The 24,445-nt window shown below is 43.5% G+C and carries 9 protein-coding genes; 7 read left to right on the forward strand and 2 right to left on the reverse strand.

Features of this window, described 5'->3' with window-relative positions; all coding sequences use genetic code 11:
• Positions 1–33: 33 nt before the first annotated feature.
• The 4 genes from MKX36_RS04670 to MKX36_RS04685 all read left to right on the forward strand — a co-directional run bounded on the left by MKX36_RS04670 (position 34) and on the right by MKX36_RS04685 (position 3,625).
• On the forward strand, positions 34–1,899 hold the full coding sequence (locus MKX36_RS04670; RefSeq protein ID WP_445671817.1) for a rhamnogalacturonan lyase: 1,866 nt from the start codon (positions 34–36) through the stop codon (positions 1,897–1,899).
• Between the two features lie 176 nt (positions 1,900–2,075).
• Positions 2,076–2,309 carry a hypothetical protein gene (locus MKX36_RS04675; protein ID WP_340864296.1) on the forward strand — a complete coding sequence of 78 codons (234 nt, stop codon included), beginning with the start codon at positions 2,076–2,078 and terminating at the stop codon, positions 2,307–2,309.
• Positions 2,310–2,420: 111 nt separating this feature from the next.
• Positions 2,421–3,287, forward strand: a complete 867-nt coding sequence (locus MKX36_RS04680; RefSeq protein WP_340864297.1) for a DL-endopeptidase inhibitor IseA family protein — start codon at positions 2,421–2,423, stop codon at positions 3,285–3,287.
• A gap of 92 nt (positions 3,288–3,379) precedes the next feature.
• Complete coding sequence (locus MKX36_RS04685; protein ID WP_019686263.1) at positions 3,380–3,625, forward strand: HPr family phosphocarrier protein; 246 nt, start codon at positions 3,380–3,382, stop codon at positions 3,623–3,625.
• A gap of 90 nt (positions 3,626–3,715) precedes the next feature.
• On the opposite strand, the gene MKX36_RS04690 is transcribed toward MKX36_RS04685, so the two are convergent.
• Both MKX36_RS04690 and MKX36_RS04695 read right to left on the reverse strand, forming a co-directional pair.
• Positions 3,716–4,504: a formate/nitrite transporter family protein gene (locus tag MKX36_RS04690; protein ID WP_016819917.1), complete on the reverse strand. Its 789-nt coding sequence runs from the start codon at positions 4,502–4,504 to the stop codon at positions 3,716–3,718.
• An 89-nt stretch (positions 4,505–4,593) separates the two neighbouring features.
• Positions 4,594–5,376 carry a Cof-type HAD-IIB family hydrolase gene (locus MKX36_RS04695; protein ID WP_039276815.1) on the reverse strand — a complete coding sequence of 261 codons (783 nt, stop codon included), beginning with the start codon at positions 5,374–5,376 and terminating at the stop codon, positions 4,594–4,596.
• Positions 5,377–5,574: 198 nt separating this feature from the next.
• Here MKX36_RS04695 and MKX36_RS04700 point away from each other — a divergent pair, with 198 nt between their 5' ends.
• From MKX36_RS04700 to MKX36_RS04710, 3 genes are all read left to right on the forward strand, one after another.
• Complete coding sequence (locus tag MKX36_RS04700; RefSeq protein WP_340864298.1) at positions 5,575–6,594, forward strand: WXG100 family type VII secretion target; 1,020 nt, start codon at positions 5,575–5,577, stop codon at positions 6,592–6,594.
• 796 nt (positions 6,595–7,390) lie between these two features.
• On the forward strand, positions 7,391–8,602 hold the full coding sequence (fabD, locus tag MKX36_RS04705; RefSeq protein ID WP_019686265.1) for an ACP S-malonyltransferase: 1,212 nt from the start codon (positions 7,391–7,393) through the stop codon (positions 8,600–8,602).
• 81 nt (positions 8,603–8,683) lie between these two features.
• Positions 8,684–24,433 (forward strand): amino acid adenylation domain-containing protein, encoded by a 15,750-nt coding sequence (locus tag MKX36_RS04710; RefSeq protein ID WP_340864299.1) that lies wholly within the window; start codon positions 8,684–8,686, stop codon positions 24,431–24,433.
• Positions 24,434–24,445: the final 12 nt, after the last annotated feature.

Here is a 24,445-nt window from a genome sequence, read left to right on the forward strand (position 1 = left end):
AAAATACAAACCATGAAAGGAGCTAATGATCAGATGAACAAAAAATTTCGGCATACTGTGTTGCTCTGTCTCGGTGTCATGTTGTGTGGAGTGGTCACTCCAATGGATAGCCCAATCTCAGCCGCGTCTACGAGGCAAATGGAGAAGCTGAACAGGGGAACTGTCGCAGTGAAGGTACCAGAGGGTATACTGGTGAGCTGGCGTTTATTGGGTACGGAAGCGGATTCGGTTGGCTTCAATCTGTACAGAGGGTTAAGCAAGGTGAATGATGCGCCGATTACATCGAGAACCAACTTTCTGGATAAGGCAGGTACGACATCATCTTCGTATACCGTTCGTGCTGTGGTCAATGGAGCAGAGCAGGCTGCTTCACTAGCGGTAAAGGTATGGAACAACAACTATCTGGACGTTCCCATCCAGCAGCCTGCAGGAGGCACAACCCCGGATCATGTGAACTACACGTACAATGCCAATGATGCCAGTGTGGGGGATCTCGATGGGGATGGCGAGTATGAGATTGTGTTGAAATGGGACCCTTCCAATTCTAAGGATAATTCGCAATCAGGTTATACGGGAAATGTATTTTTGGACGGATATGAGCTGGATGGAACACGCAAATGGCGAATTGATCTGGGACGGAATATTCGGGCTGGTGCACACTATACGCAATTTCTCGTCTATGATTTTGATGGAGATGGTAAAGCAGAGGTTGTATGCAAGACAGCAGACGGCACGGTAGATGGTACAGGAGTAAAGATTGGCGACGCATCGGCTGATCATCGCAACACGAGTGGATATATTTTGAAAGGTCCCGAGTTTCTAACTGTGTTCTCAGGTGATACAGGCAAGGCTCTTAGCACGATTGACTATGTACCTCCGCGCGGAACGGTGTCCAGCTGGGGAGATAACTATGGTAACCGTGTGGATCGTTTTCTCGCCGGGGTTGCTTATCTGGATGGCGTAAGACCCAGCATAGTGATGGCACGTGGTTACTACACGCGCACCGTTCTAGTCGCATATGATTGGCGGAACGGCAATCTAAGCCGCCGCTGGACCTTTGACAGCAATAGCTCCACCAATGCCGGGACGGCTGGACAGGGGAATCACAGTTTGAGCGTGGCAGATGTGGATGGAGATGATAAGGATGAGATCGTGTATGGCTCGCTGGTTGTAGACGATAACGGAGCGAAGCTGGCTAACACGGGGATGGGACACGGCGATGCACTTCATGTAGGCGATTTGGACCCGGACCGTTCAGGTTATGAAGTGTTCAAGGTGAACGAGGACAAAAATGCCACTTACGGAGCCGCCATGTATGATCCGCGTAATGGCAACATTTTATGGGGCGTAAAAACAGGCAAGGATACCGGACGAGGCATGTCGGCAGACATTGATCCGCGTACCAAAGGAAACGAACAGTGGGCACCGGGCATCGGGTTACGTTCAGCCAAGGGAGAGCTCATTACCAACACGATGCCGTCCTCCATTAACTTCGGAATTTGGTGGGATGGGGATCTCCTCCGTGAACTGCTGGATCATACCTCCTCAAGCGCTGGTAAAATCGACAAGTGGAACTATACGAACTCGACGACTTCCAACTTGCTTACGGCCACAGGGACGAGTTCCAATAACGGAACCAAAGGAACGCCGTCGCTGCAGGCTGATCTGTTCGGTGACTGGCGGGAGGAAGTCATTTGGCGCAAAAGTGATAATTCGGCGCTTCGTATCTATACAACACCTTATGAGTCAGAACACCGATTTTACACGCTTATGCATGATCCGGTGTATCGCTTGGGTGTGGCCTGGCAGAACGTAGCCTATAATCAGCCACCGCACACCGGATTTTATTTGGGAGAAGGGATGTCCAAGCCCCAGCAGCCGAACATATACACTCCTTGATGTGCAGCAGCTCGATAGTGGGGTGAGTGCAGGTTAAATGAATAGTATCAGATAGGGCTCCAGGCTAATCGGGGCTCTTTTTGTTATGGGCATAGAAGAGTACGTATGATTTCCATAATAATGGGAACATTAGTTCTTATAGAGGTAATTTATGTATGGAAAAGGAGGCGGAATCTGTGAGTTCTTTAACGACAGAAAGCATGATCGAGCTCGTAACTAATGCCGGATTCCCTGCAGCATTAAGCCTGATTCTGTTAAAATACATTCTCGTCACCCTTAACCGTAGATTGGAGCAGCTGGACCAATCTATGAAGCAAATGTCACGATCCCTGGAAGAGATCGAGGAAAAGCAGGAGAAGCGGTCAGAACCTACGCTCCCGGTAAATACGGACAAACTTCGCGCAGAATGAACAAAAAAAGGCAAATAGAAACAATTTAGCAACCCAATCGAGAAACAAAATTCTTATAATAGAGACGTGTGCAGTTTATGCAGACATATGATTATGGAGGTGTATAGAAGTATGAAAATAAATACGAAACTATCCGCACTATGTGTTGCGGCCACACTTTTGAGCGCGGCACAGGTTGCCGCTGCTGCGCCCGCTGTGTCCGCTCCAGCGAACGCAGCGCAACCAAGCGTCGCCGTTCCGTCAGCTACCGTACCGGCCCAGGTGCCAGCACCAGCAGCATCTGCGTCTGTTACGACGCCGGCTCCTGCGCAAGCGCCGTCAGTTCCAGCAACAACAGCCCCAGCCGCAGGTTCCGTCCAAACGGCTACACCAGCAGCTCCGTCTGCACCAGCACCGCGCCCATCTACGTCGGTAGCGCCAGCGGCTGTCCCGTCCGTACCATCGACTGCCAAGCCGTCCAAGCCGCAGCAGCCGTCCACTTCGGCGCCAGCTGCAGCTACGGCTACCAGCGTGAATCCAATCCAGCTGGACAAGCTGAACCATGAGAGTGCGATTCCGCTTGTGCTGGAGGCACAGTCTCGTTATCAGTATGCCACCAGCGGTGGCAAATCGTTGGGCCAAGCGTTCCAGTTGAATGGTAAAAGCTACCGCTATTTGTCCGAGGACATCGGCACGAAGACCAAATTGATCAACTATCTGACGCAGGCCTATACCAAACAGGCCAGTGAGCAATTTGTCAGTAAATTTTTTGTTGAGGTCAATGGCAGACTAGCTCAGTTGAATGCAGATGGCGGCAATTTGCTAGAGTTTAGCCGGGCTACGGCGAAAATGGTAACCATGACTCCGGTGAAGCGCAGCTACCTGCTGACCGTGCCTTATCCGGCAGAAGCCAAACAGCCAAACGAGAAAATCACCGTGAATTTTGAAAAGGTCGGCAGCTACTGGAAGGTTAGCTCCGCGCCGCATGTTATTTTCTAAATTAAGATTTTGCAACGTTCTTTATAAATAGGGTAAAGTGATGTTAAGGCTTGTTTCGTAAGCCCTAATTCAACGCAGGGGAGTGCTGTGCAATGATGACACCGATCAAGGTAAAAAACGTTAAGGATATTGAGAAGATCAATCAAATCGTATCCAATTATACGTATGACATCTGGATTCATGGCAAAAGCGGCATGGCAGATGCCAAATCCATTTTAGGCATGTATGTGCTCAAGCTGGATGAGCCGCTAACTCTGGTTGTACCTGACAACATCAATCCCAAAAAGCTGTTCAAGGAGTTGGAGGAATTTATTCATTTTCCTGCTCAAGCAGAATAAACAGCAAAGAAGCACCTGCAGACACTGCATACGCTATTTTTCAAAATGAATGCAAAGAAGCCATGGAACTCAGGTTCCACGGCTTCTTTTTTAATGTTCCTCCTCGTCCAAAAACGGGAGATTCACCGAATAGTACATAACCCCCATAAGCAGCACGCCACCCACCAGATTCCCAAGCGTAACCGGAACGAGATTATGGATGACGCCAGCGACAGAGACCGTACCCGGATGGTCCAGCACGAGCGCAATGGCGAAAGTACACATGTTAGCTACACTATGCTCATATCCCGAAATGAAAAAGCAGAATACAAACAGCATCATAGCGAACATCTTTGCGCCATTTTCCTTCATAAACATCGGCACAAAAAAGGCGAGGCAGACCAGCCAATTACACAAAATAGCGCGGAAGAATAGCTGCATTGCAGGCGCTTCCATTTTATGCTCAACTACGTTCAGCAGAAAGCTGTTCACGCTGGAGGAGTCAAACAGCCCTGTCAGGTATATAAGGAGTGCGAATACCCCCGCACCTAACAAGTTACCTCCATAGCTGGCAGTCCACAATCGAAGCACCTGACCCCAGCGCAGCTTTTTACGGAGCGCAGCATAGGTGTAATAGAAGGTGTTGCCAGTAAACAAATCACCGCCGCCGTACGCGATCAGAATGATGGCTGCCCCAAAGGTGAGCGCCGCCATGGGATAAGTGAATGGAGAATGCTCCATGTAAAAAAAGTTACCCGTCTTGAAGGCGACAATAACGCCGAATCCGATAAACATACTCGCCAGCATGGAACGCGCCAAATACCGGAGCAGGCTTTGCTTGTAAATTTTGTACTTCTTCAGGGCTAGCTGTTCGACATTGCGTAAGCCTTCCGTTTCCATACCAACGACAACCTCCTATTTTCTCATATCTAAGTCATTAAACCGACTTGATTTTTCCCGAAACATGCTCAGCGTGTCAAACAATTCTGTTAGCTTAACAAACCAAGCTTTTGCAGTCCGTATAAAATACCGTCTTCATCTGCGCGTTTTGTGACCATTTTAGCAGCGGCTTTGGCTTCATCACAACCGTTCCCCATCGCGACACTGTTATGTATAGTTGTCAGCATCTCCACATCGTTTAATCCATCGCCAAAAGCGTATTGATTCTCATCGGCAATGCCCAGTCTGGATGTAATTTCGCGGATTCCCTTTGCTTTAGAGCCAGCGTGAGGAACAACGTCCACTGAACTTGGATGCCAGCGTACAAAGTCAAATGCTTTGAATACCGCTTCATAGTAAGGCTCTTCTTCGGCTGTACACATTAACAGCGTCTGATAAATATCTCTCCCTTGGAAATAGAGCGGATCGTACCCAACCGAAATCTTGGCCTTAAGCGTTTGGACCGATTTCTCCACAAGCTCATCGTTAGGAATATTAGCCTTCATGTCCATATGATCCATATATACGAGAGCATGATTATGTGTGAGTGCCAGATCAGTCATCGCTTGCAAGGCTTCTCGATTCAGCGGATTGGTAGCGACGACTTCCCCACGAAGCACGACATATTGCCCGTTAAAGCTAACGTAGGAATCAATTTCTAACTGCTCGCGGATATCCTTGAACATAAAAGGCGCACGTCCTGTTGCGATGGCTACCTCATGTCCTTGCTCTTTCAAAGCAAAGACAGCTTTTTCAGCCGTTAACGGCATCTTCTTTTCATCGTCCAGTAATGTACCGTCGATATCAAAAAAAATAATTTTTTTGTCTGACATGTCCTTACACCTGACTTTCAATAATATATTGTCGAAATAAACTCATATGGATTCATTATATCAAAGGAACTGCTTCTGGATACACAAATACGTATAAATCCTCATGAATGTCCGACCTCTATAGCTTACAATATGAAATAAGGATTACTGTAAACTTTAATGTCTATCTCCTATTTTCGAAGATGGGATGTGATCACCATGACAAAAATCCAAGTCACACCGGAGCAGCTGGATAACGTGGCCTCCCAATTTGCCAATGCCCACGGCATACTGTATAACCAGCTGAACGGTCTGGATAGCACAATGAACCGCCTTCACAGCCAGTGGGATGGTATGGAGAGAAATCGTTTTTATAATGACTATCGTACAGCTAAATATACGCTTTCTTCTATATTAAATAAGGTTCAATCCATTGAAATTGAGCTGAAAAGCATTGCTTTGAAGTTTAGAAATGCGGATGCTGGGAGCACACGTGGCTTCTGGTCAGCCTTGGCAGCAGCGATGAACGCTAGTGCAGCGCTGGCGGGCAGCGGAGAGGCTGGAAATCATGCTGAAGATATCGTGAATTCACCCAAAAATATAGACGAGTGGGAGCAGGCAGACGCGGATAAATATCATCAATATGAGGAACTATTGAAAAACGCGGAGACCATCGGCGACAAGCAAGTCATGCAGAAAATCCACGACCAGATGAATGTCCTGAGGCTGCAATACGAGGACTCGGTTACTCGCACAGATTTCAATACAGGAGAGACTTCCAAGATCACATCCGATTCCCTTGTTGCCGTCACTGAACTGACAGGTAAAGACGGAAGCAAAACAGATATATCTATAGATAAAAAAGGAAATATTATAAGTTATGAGCAAAATACGGACAAATACGATTACTGGGTCCAAAAGCATACTCAATCAGCCGGAGAACACGCTCTAGGTAAAACGGCCCAGACTGTTACCGGATATGGAATGGGTCTTATTTTGTCGCGCGGGACTGGCGTCAGTGGAGCAGGTTCGGGCGCAGCCTCCGGCTGGGGGGAACACGTTGTCGGCATTGGTGGCGGTATGATCAGTGACAAGGTGCTGTTCTCTGTTCCTGATGAGGGAGAAACCCGTACCATGATCTACCGGACAAATAAAGAAACTGGGCATGTCGAGAACATGATCATCGTCACCAAAGGTGAGAATGAAATGAAGTATCGCTATTGGGAGGATTATAACTAGGTCGAGCAGTGAGAGATCATAACGTGAATACGAGTATCTATAAAATCTACAGACTTTTTCAAGACTAAGCGAGCGGCAGTGGAAGACTGCGAAGCTCATCAGTTGGTAAAATCTGTAGATTTTTTCGTGCGCATATTTCTAAAATTCTATTAGAGTTATTTAGTTGTTACATAGTATTTATGATTTAAGCAGCAATTTCATGGGGCAAAGGACATCTGACTCATGTAGTGTCTTTAATTTATGTTTTCAAACTTAGAGCAATCTGAGCTTAAGAGCAAGGTTCAAAAAAAGAGTTTAATATCATAATTTGGATAAATACAATAATATAATAAGCGTGTATATTTGTTTATCTTTTAAAAATATTTAACAATTGCATAATTTAATTTTATTTATTTTTATGTAGTGAAAATAATGAAAAAAGCTATTCTTTCAAGAAAACGACTTTATCTAATGATAATCAACAAATTTCTACATTTTGCGACCTTTTACTTACAAAAATGTAACATTCGAAGGTTGACTTATTCATTGACTTTGTTGAAATAAATCGTTATTTTAATTCGTAAAAGGAGTAAAACATGGGTTGGAATAACGATTGATAAATTATTAATACAAGCTTATTAAATGCTAGTGCACGGTAATTACATATGATTTAATTTGTTTTTAAATGATTCTTTTTTTCATTAATTATGTCGATCATAAATTTCTGCTTTAATACTATAAAGGTTATAACTTGCAACAGAAGTTAAATTTGAAAAGTACACATATTCAGGAAGCTCACTGGAAAAGAGGTTTTCAGATGAATAAAGTATCTTTTATTTTTCCTGGGCAGGGTTCGCAATATGTAGGAATGAGTAAAGAACTATGGGATAATTTTACTGTGGTAAAGCGTTTATTCGATGAAGCGGATGATATCTTAGGTGTAAAACTCTCAAAACTTTGCTTTGAAGGAGATTCCCAAGAGCTTCTTCAGACCATGAATGCCCAACCAGCCTTACTTACTGCCAGTCTTGCTGCATACTATGCTAGCAGAGAAATACTGGAACTGGAACCTCAACTGTTGGCCGGTCATAGTTTAGGAGAATACTCAGCATTGGTGTGCAGCGGTTTTTTCTCCCTTCAAGATGGACTTCAAATCGTGAGAAAACGAGGAATGTTCATGCAGCAGGCTACAGCCAACGGGGTAGGGACTATGGTTGCTGTTGCGAATGTTTCTGCTTCTATTCTGGAGAGCTTATGTCAAGAGATATCTACGGATCGTGATGTTATATCTATTGCCTGTCACAATTCAAACAATCAGTACGTGCTATCGGGACATACAGAACCCATGGCTCGAATAGTGGAGCAAATCAAACGTCTAGAACATAGTAAGGTTAACTATTTAACAGTAAGCGGGCCTTTTCACAGTATTCTGATGAAGCCTGCAGCAGATAAGCTTGCCGCAGAACTAAAAAAAATCCCGCTACGCAAGGGAAGGTGGCCGGTTGTTTCCAATGTAACAGCCTTACCACATGATGAATTCTCAATTTATGACTTGCTGTACAAGCAAATGATAAGCCCTGTACGTTGGACAGATACGATGGATTATTTATACCAGAACGGTATTACTGTTGCGCTAGAATTAGGTCCGAGAAAAGTACTTGGACAGCTAATGAAAGAAAGATATCCTAGTATCTCCACTTTTTCTATTAATACCAGTTCTTCTTTAAAAGAAGCGGACAAGTGGCTAAGTAAGCAGCAAACTACACGCAAATTTACACTTGAGCGTCTGGAGGAAGGCTTTGCAGCAGCGCTTATTGCACGAAATCGAAACGGAGATTACAAACAACATATGGAGGGAGTTGTTTACCCTAGTCAGCAGATCCGAAATAGGATCAATCAACTTCAAAATCATAAAAATGACACCGCTTATAATGCGGTTAATACAGAGGTGTTAGAGCTCATTCGTACTATTCTCACTACCAAGCAAGTGCCCGAGCAAGAACAACAGACGATTCTTAATATGATCTAAATAAGATTCATCAATGATGTTGGAAATTGTAAATTTATTAACTGGAAGCTAATAAATCTTACGATATACGGGGGGAATAGCATGTATACAAAAAGGTTCAAAACCCTGGTTGATGTTATTACAGAACGGGGAAAGAGTGACCATAAATTTATAACCTTTATTGAGTCGGATCAAAACGAAACAACACTTACTTATAAAGATTTATATTGGGAAGCTCTAGCGTTTCTGGAGAATCTTCAGAATGCAGGAGTGAAGCAGGGACAGGAAATCGTATTTCAAATAGAAAATAATCGTCATTTTGTGAAAGCGTTTTGGGCTTGCATTCTTGGTGGTATGATCCCGGTACCTATCAGCATCGGTAACAATGATGAGCATAGAATGAAGCTTTTTAAAATCTGGGATGTTCTTAACGATCCTTTTTTACTCATCGAGCCCAAAATATTAAAAGACCTTGAGAAATATACCTTGAAAACCAATCAGAATAACCTATTCGAAAATATCCGCCATCGTCATCAATTACTTCTTCAAGACCATGAACAACCTAAGCAATCCTTTGCAAAGATACACACCCCTCAATTGGAGGATATAGCATTTATTCAGTTTTCCTCCGGTTCCACAGGTGATCCTAAGGGAGTCATCCTTACACATCATAATCTCATTCATAACACAAGTGGAATTATAAATAGGACGGTCGTCACAGAGCAAGATTCGTTCTTGCAGTGGATGCCTCTAACCCATGATATGGGTTTAATTTACAATCATATTACCCCATTAGTTGCTGGAGTGAATCAGTATATTATGCCGACTTCGCTGTTCATTCGTCAGCCAGTACTTTGGATAAAAAAAGCTAGTGAACATCAAGTAAGCATTATATCCTCGCCAAACTTCGGATATAAGTATTTCATGCAATTTTTCAAACCCGAAAAAGCAATGAACTGGAATCTGTCCAAGATCCGTACCATCATCAATGGTGCTGAACCTATCTCTACTGAATTATGTGACGCATTTCTTGAGACATTAGCTCCTTTTGGATTAAAAAGAACGAGTATGCGAGCATCATATGGTTTAGCAGAAGCATCGGTTGGAGTTGCTATCCCGTCAATTGATGCTGACTATATAACCGTTTATGTTGATCGTAAGCACTTAAACATTGGAGAGTCTGTCTTGGAGGTAGACAAGGCTTTTCATAATGCTCTGCCATTTGTTGTAGTCGGTCAGTCGTTAGATTATTGTGAAATCAGAATATGCAATGACGAGGATGAGGAAGTCGCAGATCGCGTTATTGGGCATATACAAATCAAAGGTGAAAATGTTACAAAGGGATACTATAACAACGGGAATTCGACATCCAAACTTTTGACGCTAGACGGATGGGTGAGAACTGGCGATCTGGGGTTCTTACGTGAAGGTCAATTAGTCGTCACAGGGAGAGCAAAGGATATCATATTTGTAAATGGACAGAACGTTTACCCTCATGACATCGAGCGTATCGCTGAGGAAGTAGAAGGAGTCGAACTTAATCGTGTGGCGGCGTGTGGAGTTCGTGTTAATGGGATGGAATCAGAGGAAATTGTGGTATTTGTCGTATCCAAAAAGACGATAGAAAAATTTTCTCCAATTGCAACTCAATTAAAAAAACATTTGTATCGTCATGGAGGATGGGCGGTTCACGATATTATACCTATTAAGCAAATGCCCAAAACGACCAGTGGAAAGTTGCAGAGGTATAAGCTTGCGGCTCAGTATGAAGCGGGACATTATCAGGAGACTTCATTAGTTTTAAAAGGGATTATGGAGCAAGAAAACAAAAATCAAAAATTGCCTACACTTTCGTTTGAGATCGAAAAAGTACTTCACGATATTTGCTGCGAGGTATTACTTAGGGAAGAGGTTGATACGAGAGACAGCTATTTTGATTTAGGAGCCAATTCCCTACAACTGGTTCAGATTACAGACAAAATTGAAAATCAGCTGGGGATTAAGCTTGCAGTTACCGATTTGTTTGATCATCCCTCAATAGCTCACTTGGCAGAATTTTTAGCGAGCCCTACTGATTCTGAACAACAGCATATTCCTACGGATGATACGGATCACAATCATAGCAAGGACGTGGCTATTGTTGGGCTCTCTTTGGACTTACCTGGTTCTTCATCTGTGTCACAGTATTGGGATCATATTGTCCAAGGCGATGACTGTATCGGGAACTTAAGCTCTCAACGTAAGCAAGACGCCATCGATTATTTATCAGTTGTGGATCAAAGGAAGGGAGCAGAAGAGTTTATAGAAGGCGGCTTCCTAGAAGAAATTGATAAATTTGATTATGCGTTCTTCAAGCTGAGTCCTGTGGAAGCTAGCTATATGGACCCTAATCAGAGATTGTTCCTTCAGAGCGCATGGCATGCACTTGAAGATGGGGGTTATGCAGGAGATCGGATTCATGGACAAAAGGTAGGAGTTTACGTCGGCTTCTCAAAAGTGGGCTACGATTATGAGCGGATGCTCTCTAAAGGAGAACCGGACAAATTTCATCAGTATATTGTTGGAAATTTACCGTCAGTGCTAGCAAGTCGAATTTCTTACTTTCTTAATTTAAAAGGTCCAGCAGTAACAGTGGATACGGCGTGCTCCTCTTCACTTGTCGCGATTCATATGGCTTGTAAGGCGTTAGCGACGGGGGATTGCAAGATGGCGATTGCCGGAGGAATCCGAACGATGCTATTACCAGTGAAGCTGGGACTAGATATGGAATCGCCAAATTACAGAGCTCGTACCTTTGATGCAGAAGCGGATGGAACAGGTGTAGGAGAAGGGGTTGCAGCGGTTCTGTTGAAGCCTCTCGATCAAGCTTTGCAAGACGGAGACCGTATTTATGCAGTAATAAAAGGAAGTGCGGTGAATCAGGATGGTACAACGGTAGGAATTACTGCGCCTAGTCCTTCCGCACAGGCAGAAGTGGTGGAGGCGGCTTGGAATGATGCGGCTATTCACCCGGAAACTCTGTCATTTATCGAAGCCCATGGAACGGGAACTAAACTGGGGGACCCTATTGAGATTGCGGGATTGACACAAGCTTTTGAAAAATATACGGACAAAAAACAATTTTGTGCAATCGGTTCCGTCAAACCCAATATTGGTCACTTATTTGAAGCAGCAGGAATATCCAGTCTTATTAAAGCAGTTCTGATGCTGCAAACGAGGAAGAATCCTCCGTTGGTTCATTTTAAGAAACCTAGTTCCCGTATTAATTTTGAATTGTCGCCGTTTTATTTGACAACAGAAGTAGCCGATTTAAGTTCAAATGATGCCCCACTTCGCTGCGGAGTAAGTTCTTTTGGTTTCAGTGGAACCAATGCTCATGTTGTTATGGAGGAGTTTATAGAAACGCGAACACATGAGGAATCTGTAAACACGCCGGATGGTGTTCATCTTTTTACGGTTTCTGCAAAAAATGAGCGAAGCCTGCATCATTTGGTTGAGGAATATGTGGACTATTTACGCCTAAATCCAGCGGTTTCCTTGGAGCAGATGTGCTATACCACACATATCGGCAGAGCTCATATGGAACATAAATTAGCAGTTATCACTTCCAGCTTAGAGGATTTATTACACAAGTTGGAGCGATGGACTTCCGGGAACCAACAAGAGAATGTACCTGATATGTATATAGGTTCTCATAAACAGAGCGTTGATCATAAACGGGAAAAAGATGATACGGTAGGTCGATTGATTACAGCTATCAGAGCAAGTGCACATACAGATATTCACGCTCTACGTCAATTGGGTGAACTGTATGTCAAAGGTATGGCTATTCCGTGGCAAGCGCTTTATACGGATGAGATCAAAATAATCCAGTCGCTGCCTTTGTACCCTTTTGAACGAAATCGTTGCTGGTTTACTCCAAAAGTAGTGCAGATAAGTAACGTAGGCAGGGAGGAGAGACGTATGGAGTCCGCGTATCCAAAAGAGCTGCAAGCTACAGATCAGATCGACTACACAGCGAAGATTTCCAAAGTATTAAAAGATGTAATCAGTAAAGTTTCTGGTTTTACGGTGGAACAACTGGATGAGCAGATGCATTTTCTAGAAATGGGCTTGGATTCAATTATGCTAGTTCAAGTTCAAAAAGAAATTAGAGAACAATTTAATGTGGATGTTCCCATGAACCACTTTTTTGAAAGTGTCACAAACCTGGATCGTCTAACAACGTTTATTTCAGATTTGACATATACCACCCAATCAGTTGCGGCTGCGGATGCTCTAAATACGGTCGATGATCGGACAGAAGTCAATCAGGAAAATACGGTTGCTGCAAAGCCTTCGTCCGAGTTGGGTGGCCTGGAAAAGTTACTCTCTCAACAAATTGAATTACTGAACAACCAACAGCTGGGACTTACTCAAGTGTTGACCAAACAACTGGAGATGCTTAGTGGCGGTCAAGGAGGAACTATTCAGGTAGCACCGTTAACCACAAACAAAGACACAGTCAGTGTTCAGCCTACATCTCTGCATGTTGTGGCAACTGACGTGCCTATCACTTCTACAATTAAAGTGAATCCAACTACTGAATCCAAACCCTTTGTACCCTATCAACCTCTACTGATCGGTGAGGAAAGTGGATACAGTGCGCGGCAAAATGATTTCTTACAGCGTTTTATTAAACGATATACTCAACGAACCCTTGGGTCCAAGAAATACACACAGGAAAGTCGACTGGTTCATGCTAATAATCGTCATGTGTCTGGGTTTCGATCCTATTGGAAAGAAATTGTATATCCTATCATTTCAGAGAGCGCTTCGGGTTCAAGGATATGGGATGTGGATGGGAACGAGTACATTGATCTAACTATGGGTTTCGGGGTTCATTTATTGGGTCATAATCCAGCTTGGCTAACCGATACTTTACGGAGCAATGTGCACGACCGTACGCCTTCGATCGGCCCTATGTCGAATACAGCAGGTGAGGTTGCTGCCTTGATTAGCGAGCTGACAGGTGTGGAGCGGGTTGCCTTTTACAATTCGGGGTCAGAAGCTGTTATGGTCGCTTTACGTTTGGCTAGAGCAGCTACAGGACGCTCCAAAATAGTACTATTTGCTGGTTCTTATCATGGAACATTCGATGGTGTACTTGCCGTGTCTGATCCGAACTCAAGTGGGGGAGAGGCTTTGCCCATGGCACCGGGAATCCCTTCGAGCATGATGGAGGATGTAATTGTACTCCCTTATAATCACCCGGATTCTATAAAAGCTATCAAACATTATGCACATGAACTTGCCGCCGTATTGGTGGAGCCTGTACAGAGTCGAAGACCGGATTTGCAACCAAAGGAGTTTTTGGAGCAAATTCGCGAAATAACAGCACATTCGGGAACGGCACTTATTTTTGATGAAGTAATCACAGGATTTAGAATTCATCCAGGAGGTGCTCAGGCCTGGTTTGGAATTAAAGCTGATTTAGTTACTTACGGAAAAGTGGCGGGCGGAGGTATGCCTGTTGGCATAGTCGCCGGAAGCTCAGAATTTATGGACACCGTAGATGGAGGTGTGTGGTCGTTCGGAGATAACTCCTATCCAGAAAACACGAATATTAAAACGTTCGTAGGTGGTACTTTCTGTACACATCCGCTGACCATGCATACGGCTCTAGCCACTTTGAAATATTTGAAGTCTGAAGGGCCGAATCTTCAGGAACAACTGAACCGAAGAACCAACGAATGGGTAGCAGAGCTGAATACTTATTTTAAGCAAAATAGTGTGCCTATCCACATGGTGAACTATGGCTCATTATTCCGGTTTGTTTCGTTTGGCGACATTGAGCTCTTTTTCCATCTGCTGATTGACAAAGGAATTTACATATGGGAAGGTCGCAATTGCTTTTTATCGACTTCTCATACAGATGGAGACCTTCAACAAATTACACAGGCTGTAAAGGAAAGTGTGGAGGAATTGAGAAAAGGGGGATTCCTACCTGACCATACGCCATCACCAGATGGAAATGGAAGCCGAAAAAATGATGTGGTTCCCCTCGAATCCTCATCGTTCCCTTTAACAAAGGAGCAGCAGCAAATTTGGTTTGCTACGCAATCCAGAAGTGATTCATCTACTGCATTCAACGAAATAGCAGCATTGCGAATGCAGGGTCAACTGCAGCTTGATACTGTAAAACGTTCAGTACAGACAATTGTGAATCGGCATGAGTCGCTACGGACGGTTGTTGACCCCGATGGTGAAGAACAGCATGTTCTTGAGAATGTGAATGTGGTCATCTCACTGAATGATTTCTCAGAATTTCCTCCATCAGAGCATGAAGAAAAGGTCAAGCAATGGTTTGAGGAAGAGGGGCAAAGAACGTTTGATCTGACGTCCAAAGAACCATTGTTCCGAACTCACATTTTACGTTTAAAACCGGATGAACATATTGTAGTATTCACGTTTCATCATATTATTGCGGATGGTTGGTCAATGGCAGTGTTTATCCGTGAATGGGAGCAAGTCTACACTTCTTTCTGCAAAGGAGAAAATATAGTCAAGCTGCCTGTACCGCCAAAATTCAGGGAATTTCAAGCTTGGCAACAGTTGGAACTAGAGCGTGCAGGAGTGAGTGAGGCAGTTTCTTACTGGGCACAGACATTGGATTCCGTCTCTGTCGCCATGGACATTTCATCAGAGGACGGTGGTATGAAGAAACCAGCGTATAGTGGAAGAAGAATAAATATTCGGGCAGACAGTACGCTGACGAGAAAATTGAAAAAACTTAGTATTAAAGCGGGTAACAGTCTGTTTGTCACACTTTTGACAGCATATAAAGTATTTCTGCACCGCTTAACGGGAAACACCACGATAGTAGTAGGCATTCCTACCTCTGGTCAGTCTAGAATGGAACAAGTTAATTTGATCGGAAACTGTGTTAATATGCTGCCGATTGTGAGCCATATTACCAGCAAAGAATCATTATTTAAGTATATGACACAAGTTAAGCGAGTCATGCAGGAAGTCGAACCGCTTCAAAACTACTCTTTTGCTGATCTGATTGAGCGTATTGAAAACATACTGATACCTGAAATGAATGTCATCTTTAACATGGATCGACCGATGCAGAATTTTCATTTTCATGGACTGGATGTTGAATTGATACCGACACCGATCCTGTACTCCAAATATGACATGTTTCTCAATGTGATGGAGGTTGAAGGAGAGCTTTGGTTTGATTTTGATATTAAAGCTAGCTTGGCCGCATCAGAAACAATGCAGATTTGGGCAAAGTACTTTTTGCACATCCTGAACACGATTGCTGATGGGCAGGAACGGGATTTTGTAGATATCTCACTCTTAAATCAGGATGAACTGAAATATGGGGCTAAAAACTACAGGGACTATGTGGAACTCGAATCCAGCGACATTACGGACAATGATTCACCAAGAGCCATCTATTTACTGGATCATTATCTGCAACCTGCGCCTGTGGGGACGATCGGGGAATTGCATGTAGTACAGGAAAACGAATCGCCTTCCGAAAATTTAGTATATTTACCGACAGGAATCCTGGCTTTGCGAACCGCAAACGGTGAATTGCGATTGTTGGGACCTGTTCAGAAGCGAGCCTATATAAAAGGACATGCCATATATACTGAACAGCTTGAACGATTTATTACCTCTCTTCCACAAATTAGCGAATGCCAAGTGATAGCCCAGAGCATAGAGGGCAGAGCAGACACACATTTGGTTGCCTATGTTACGAGTCCTGATGATGGAATAGAGGAAATCCTTCGCAAGCAATTGCGAAATCATTTGCAAGACCGATGGGTACCTCAACAGATCGTTCAGCTTGAAAACATGCCCTTAAATTCGCAGGGATATGTAGACTTGTCGCAGCTTTCTACTATGAAACAAGCTGTTAGCAAAGAACCTGTTGAGGCAGTTAGTAGCACGGAGAGAAAAGTAGGAGAAATTTGGGAAACGGTGCTGGGATTGAATCGTGTTAGATCTGATGACAATTTCTTTGATCTAGGAGGAGATTCGTTGAAGGCGACTCTCTTGCTTGCCAGAGTTCATCAAGAGTTTGGCAAACGAATCCCTTTGAATGTACTTTTCCATTCACCGACAGTTTCGACCTTGACCAAGGTGATCGAAAGAGCCAAACAAGGAACAGCCGTTTCTATTAAAAAGCTCGAAGAATGTGCGCATTATGCAGTATCAGATGCCCAAAGGCGTATGTTTGTCTTACAGGATATGGGGATAGGTACAGCCTACAATATTACGGGTCAGGTGCGTATTGATGGGGATCTAGATATCCCCCGTCTTCAGAAGGCTTGCCTGGATTTGATCCGGCGTCATGAATCATTTCGTACTTCTTTTAATATCGTGGATGACGAAATTGTACAAGTTATTCATGATGAGCCGACTTTTGAAATCAAAGTCACAGAAATATTGGAGAAAGATGCAGACGAGATGAGTCGCTTGTTTGTCCGTCCGTTTGATCTGCGCCAATGGCCACTTTTCAGAGCAGAATTGTTTCGCTTTGAGGCTAATAAACATATGTTGGTCATGGATATGCATCACAGTATTGCAGATGGGCTTTCGTTATCCATTTTCCTTAATGAACTCGTACAACTGTACCGGAGTGAAATTTTAGCTCCGATCCAAATTCAATATAAAGATTTTGTTGCATGGCAAAAGGAACAGTATACCAGTAATCGTTTGTTTGAACAGGAACATTATTGGAAAAATGTTTTGAACGGAGAATTACCTATACTGGCAATGCCTACGGACTTCCCTAGACCATTACATCAAAGCTACGAAGGGGCTGTATTGTCGTATAACATCACTTCAGCGATGACAGAAGAATTAAAGAAGCTTGCCAAAAATACGGGGACTACAGCTTTTATGATCCTGCTTGCGGCTTATAATATACTGCTCGCAAAGTATACGGGTCAGGAAGATATTATTGTAGGAACAGCGGTGGCAGGGCGTCAGCATCCGAACACGGAAACGATGATGGGGATGTTTGTCAACACGTTAGCTTTGCGGAACCGTCCGTCTCCTCAGCGTAGTTTTCATTCATTTTTGCAAGAGGTCAAAGAAACGACTCTACGAGCTATGGATTATCAAGACTATCCTTTTGAAGCATTGATTGAGAGACTGGATATCCGTCGTGACCAAGGACGCAATCCTTTGTTTGATACGATGTTTGTCATGCAGAATTTTGAGATGAGTTCTCTTGAAGCCAATGGAGTAAAATTTCATCCAAGTGAATTCAATCCAGGGATTTCCCAATTCGACTTGGTACTAAGTGCTGACGAATGGCAGGAGGGTCTGGCCTTACGCTTCAATTATTGTACCCAATTGTTCCGATCAGAAACGATTGATCGCCTTGCTAGCCTCTATATACAAATACTACGCTCCATTTTGGAACAACCTTGGAGCGAGATTGGGAAGTTGGAATGGTTGCCTGAGGAAGAGAAGTTACAGCTAATACACGGCTTTAACACTTTTGATCCGCCATCTTCATCGATAGTGAAGAAACAAGAAACGCTGCACTTGCAATTCGAAGAGCAAGCCCTCAAAAGTCCGGATCAAGTAGCTGTAGTTCATCAGGGACATGTGATTACTTATAAAGAGCTGAACGAGAAATCAAATCAGCTGGCGAGGGCATTAATGAAGCGGGGAGTAGGGGCAGAAACTGTAGTCGGATTAATGGCGGGCCGTTCATTAGATTTGGCCGTGGGTATGTTGGCTATTTTAAAAGCCGGTGGTGCCTATCTTCCAATCGACAGTTCTTATCCAGAAGAACGAATTCACTTTATGCTTGAGGATAGCGGGGCTCCGCTCCTGTTGTTGAATGACTCATCTAATTACAATGCTACTACTTATGAAGGCTTAGTCCTAAATATGGACGATGATGAGTGGTATAAAACAGAAAGCAAGTTGTCTTCCAAGTGGGAATCGGATTCAAGTCATTTGGCATATGTGATCTATACATCGGGCTCAACCGGTACTCCTAAAGGAGTTTGTATTGAGCATCGAGCGATATTAAATACGTTATCTTGGAGAATAAATGAATACGCTCTAGAAGCAACAGACCGTATCCTGCCATTGCTGTCTAGCTCATTTGATGCTTTTGTGGGTGCCTTTTTTACTCCGCTGCTGTCTGGAAGTACGGTGGTGCTGCCTACGAATGAGGAATTGAGTGAATTATCGGCTCTGAAGACCTTAATTTTATCAAGTCATATTACACATCTCGTGTGTACTCCTTCCATGTACATGTCTGTTATAGAGGGTCTGGCCCCAGATGAAGCCATGTCTCTCAAGGTTGTAACGTTAGGCGGTGAGAAAGCAACGAAACGGTTGGTAGAAGCCAGCCAAGCCAAACATCCCGGCATTCAATTGTTCAATGAATATGGCCCAACAGAAAATAGCGTAGTTACAACGATGTTACGAGATATGGGGCCTGAAGAAGTAGGGTGTATTGGAAAGCCGATTCCAAATACGGGTGTTCTCATTCTGGATCAATACTTGCAGTTGCGACCAATAGGACTTCCAGGAGAATTGTGTATTTGGGGTAAAGGAATTGCGCGAGAATATCGTAATCGTCCTGAGCTTACGGCGCAGAAATTTATCCCGCATCCTTATTTGGACAATATGAAGCTCTACAGAACAGGAGATTTGGCGAGATGGTTACCTGACGGAACGCTAGAGTATCTTGGCCGAGCAGATCAACAAGTTAAAATCAGAGGCTACCGGATTGAGCCAGGTGAAATTGAAAGCACATTGTTGGCTCACAGAGCGGTAAAAGAGGCAGCAGTAGTGATTAAAGGAACAGATGACAATCCGTATTTATGCGCTTATGCCGTTTTGCGGGAATCAGTTACAGTAGATATTTTGAAAGACTATTTGTCGTCAAGCCTGCCTCATTATATGGTACCAGCCCATGTAATTTTGTTGGATGCGATGCCGCTGACAGCAAATGGTAAAGTTAGTAAAAATGCATTACCTGAACCAGGTGGTCATCTCAACAAAGAATTACAGCACGTTGGGCCCAATAATGAAACGGAGCAGCTATTGATCGAAATGTGGCAGGATCTGCTGGAGATTTCGCCGATTGGTATACACGATCATTTTTTTGAAATAGGTGGGCACTCGATGAAAGCTACCCTGTTGACTGCGAAAATCAACGAGGTCTTTCATATCGAAATTTCGACTCAAGATATATTTGGGGCACCAACAATTGAAGCACTCTCCAAGAAAATACTTGCTGCCAAGCCAACAGATTATCGACGAATTGAGGCAGTGACTGAGGAAGCTTATTATGAGGTTTCTCCAGCACAATCCAGATTGTTGGCCGTGCTGCCGCTGGATGAGACGGGTGTGGCTTACAACATGTCGGCAGCATTGATGATCGAAGGTCATGTAGATCGAAGAAGAGTGGAGCGTACCTTTGAGCAATTAGTAGCCCGGCACGAAGCATTTCGGACCTCGTTCGGATATGTGGATGATAGAGCGGTGCAATTTGTACAACCAGAGGTAAGCTTTGAACTTGGCTTTGCCCGGGCTGCTGGTGATATTACGACAAAGGGTATAGATACATTGATTCGTAATTTCATACGGCCTTTTGATGTTGGTAAAGCCCCGCTATTGCGGGCGGAGCTTCTTCAAATGGATCGGGATAAATGTATGCTTCTTATTGATATGCACCATTTGATAGCCGACGGTACTTCTATCGACACCATTATTAACGAATGGAACAAGCTGTACAAGGGAGAAGAACTGCCCGTTTTACCGCTTCAATACAAAGATTACTCTGCTTGGCTCAGATCGAATACAGAAATTCATGCAAAGCAGGAACAATATTGGCTTGAGCAATATAAGGGAGAACTGCCCGTTCTAGATCTACCTACAGACTATCAGCGCCCACAATTGCAGAGTTTTGTTGGAGATATGGTGAAAGTCGAGCTGTCCGAAAAGCTTGTAGAACAGTTGAACCTCACTTGTCTTCAAACAGATAGCACTCTCTTTATGCTCTTATTTGCTGCCTATAATGTGCTGTTGGGGAAATATGCGGGACAAGAAGATGTCGTAATTGGTATTCCAACGTCTGGACGAACGCATGCAGATACCAACGGGATCGTAGGGTTATTCGTTAATACACTAGCTATTCGGAACCATCCGGCTAGTCATAAGAGCTTCAAAACCTTTTTGAACGAAGTAAAAGAAAACACGCTACAAGCTCTGCAAAATCAATCGTATTCATTTGCCGAACTGGTTGATAAGCTGTCCATCAAGAGAGACTTGAGTCGAAATCCGTTATTTGACACGATGTTCTCCTTTATGAACACGGATGCACAGCAGTGGCAAGCTGATAACCTTTACTTTGAGTTATATCCGTTCAAAACGGGGATTTCCAAATTCGATCTTGTACTGAATGCCGAACAAAAGGCTGGGAGAGTTCATCTAGAATTTGAGTACAGTACAAAACTGTATAAAAAAGAAACCATTGAGCTTCTCGTCGAGCATTACCTAAATGTATTAGAGGAAATAGTCCAAAACGCTGATATGGCATTGACTGATATTAATCTCCTAAGCGCAACAGAAGCGGCTGCTATAGAGGAGCGTTATAACAGCACTGATATAGCTTATCCACAGCCGAGACCTATACATCATTATATTGAGGAGCAGGCTGGCAAAAAACCTGATGCTAGAGCCGTTATCTATCAAGATCAGGTGCTGACCTATAAGGAATTAAATGATCAGGCGAATGCGATAGCAGGCGATTTGTTGGCTAAAGGAATTGGACTTGGAAGTTATGTACCTATACTCATGGAACGGAGCCTGGAACTGGTAGTATCCATCCTGGCTGTTATGAAAACAGGGGCTGCTTTTTCGCCTCTTGATACAGAGTGGCCAATTGATCGCTTACAGAGCGCCTTGCAGGATTTGGGAAGTTCTATCCTATTGGTCAATTCAAGTACTCCTATCAGTTCAGAAATAAATGCTGGAGAGTATCTAGCTATAGACTGCTCTGTAGTCGAAAAGAGGAGTAACGCTATCAGTAACCCGGTAGTAGATGTAGATATGGAATCACCAATCTATGTCATCTTCACTTCGGGTTCAACCGGCAAACCAAAAGGAGTTATTGCTGCCCATAAAGGAATCACCAATCGTTTTCTATGGATGAATAACTATTTTGGAACATCGGCTGCACAAAGTGTTCTCCAGACGACTCATCATGTATACGACAGCGCGGTCTGGCAATTGTTCTGGCCATTAATGAACGGTGGCACAACTGTTTTGCCGGAAACAGGCATGACAGTGGATGCTACGTACATGACAAATATTATTGAACAGGAGCGTATTTCTTTTACAGACTTCGTTCCATCCGTATTTAATGCTATTGTCAACCAGTTAGATCAAAATTCAACTCGAACTAAGCAATTGGATTCTCTTCAACAAGTTATTCTTGGTGGTGAGGAAATTACGCCATCGACAGTTCATACGTTTTTAACCATTTTTCCTCATGTTCAAATCACGAACCTGTATGGTCCAACGGAGGCAAGTATTGGCTGTGTTGCTTATCGAGTGACAGGAGATGAAGACAGAATTCCGATCGGAAAGCCAATTGCCAATACCAAGATTTATATATTGGACTCTGGACTAAAGAGGGTTCCCGTAGGAATCACAGGAGAAATGTATATTGCAGGTACACCACTTGGGATTGGATATTTGAATGATCCGATCAAAACGAAGGCCAGCTTTATAGATAATCCTTATTCAATGCCTGGCTATGAAAAGCTCTATAAAACGGGGGATCTAGCTAAATACTTGCCTGACGGTAATATTGCATTCCTGGGTAGATCCGATTTTCAGGTCAAAATTCGTGGGCACAGGATTGAACTTAGTGAAATTGAATATCATCTTTTAGGCATAGCTGATATTCAGGAAACTGTCGTGATGGTCAAAGAAAATAAGGGAAGTTCTTATTTATGCGCTTATGTGGTATCAGCTAATCCAGTAGATACGGATCGTATCAAAATACAGTTGGCTAAGGAGCTTCCTGATTACATGATACCTTCGGTGTATGTTCCGCTTGACATGATTCCCATAACACCAGGCGGAAAGATTAACCGTAAAGCATTGCCTGAACCTGACTGGAGCGGTGCCTTAGAAGTAGAGTATGTGGAACCAACAGGTGAGACTGAAGTATTGCTGGCCCACATATGGGAGGAAGTGCTTGCCGTAACAGGCGTAAGTGCGACTCACAACTTCTTTGATTTGGGAGGAGACTCTATTAAGGGTCTGCAAATCGTCTCACGTTTGAACACGTATGGCTACAAGCTAAGCATTAAAGAATTATTTTTGTACCCTCAGATTAGACAATTGAGCCCATTCGTTAAGGTGATCCGTCGGAAGATTAGTCAGGAAGCCATTGAGGGAGAGCTACCTTTAACGCCCATACAGCAGCGATTCTTCCATCTACAGAAGATAAGTCCTCAGCATTTTAATCAGTCCGTCATGCTATTTTCTGAAGACGGTTTTGATGAGCAAGGGATTATGGCTGCATTTGACTGCATCGTTAAACAGCATGATGCCTTAAGAATGACATTCTGTCAGAGAGAAGATCGCATCGTTCAATACAATGAAGGACTAAACAATCAACCACTATCCTTGACGATAAAATCACTGCCTGAAGGTCTACCAGCAGAAGCATGGATTGAGCAAGAAGCGACGGCTATTCAAAGTAGTTTCGATCTCACCACCGGTCCTTTAATGAAGCTTGGATTATTCCGGACTGCTGAAGGGGAGCACCTGCTCATTGCGGTTCATCACCTGGTAGTTGATGGGGTTTCGTGGAGAATTATTTTACAAGATTTTACGTCCCTTTATCAGCAATATCAGCAGGGGACAGCACTACACTTGCCAGACAAAACGGATTCTTACCGCTCATGGGCACAAGAAATAAGCCAATATGCAACAAGCGAGGAGCTGGCGCAGGAACTGGAATACTGGGCACAACTGGAGCAAACTCAGTCTGGAGCGTTGCCTAAAGACAGCTCCTATGAAACCAACATGTTGCGTGATAGTGAAAATGTAAGTGTATCACTTGATAATGAGAACACTAGCAAATTGTTAAGACAGGTGCACCAGGCCTACAATACTGAAATTAATGACATTTTGCTCACTGCTCTTGGATTAAGTATCAAAGAATGGACTCAGCAGTCTCGTGTGTTGATCTATCTTGAAGGGCATGGGCGAGAAGAAGTGTTTCAGGAAATGAACATTTCCAGAACTGTTGGCTGGTTCACAACAATGTATCCATTTTTACTGGAAGTGGACAATGCGCATGATCTCTCATATCAGATTAAGAACATCAAAGACAGCCTTAGAAGGATACCGAACAAGGGCTTTGGGTATGGGGTATTAAACTATGCTCAAGTGAATGAGTCTGGTGTGACTGCATTTCAGGCCGCTCCTGAAATTGCCTTTAATTATATGGGGCGTTTTGATACGGAACTAGATACAGATGTATTTACACTTTCTAAATTTTCCTCTGGAGAAGAGGCTAGTCCCTTCACGGAAAGATCTGTAGCGTTAGATATCAACTGCATTATTAATGAGAGCGAACAATTAATTATTACATGCAACTATAACAAGCAAGAATACCAGCAACAAACCATTGAACAACTATTATTTTTATTCCAAAAACATTTGACGAATCTAATCGACCATTGCTGCAGCAAACAAGTAACGGAACAAAGTCCAACTGATTTTCTCTATGACAAGTTGTCAATCGATGAGTTTCAGAACCTGTCCCAACTTTTAAGTAACAAACTAAACTTGTAGCAAAGTGGTGAG

This window comes from Paenibacillus sp. FSL W8-0439, assembly GCF_038008995.1.
In the GTDB taxonomy this organism is placed as follows: Bacteria; Bacillota; Bacilli; order Paenibacillales; family Paenibacillaceae; genus Paenibacillus; species Paenibacillus polymyxa.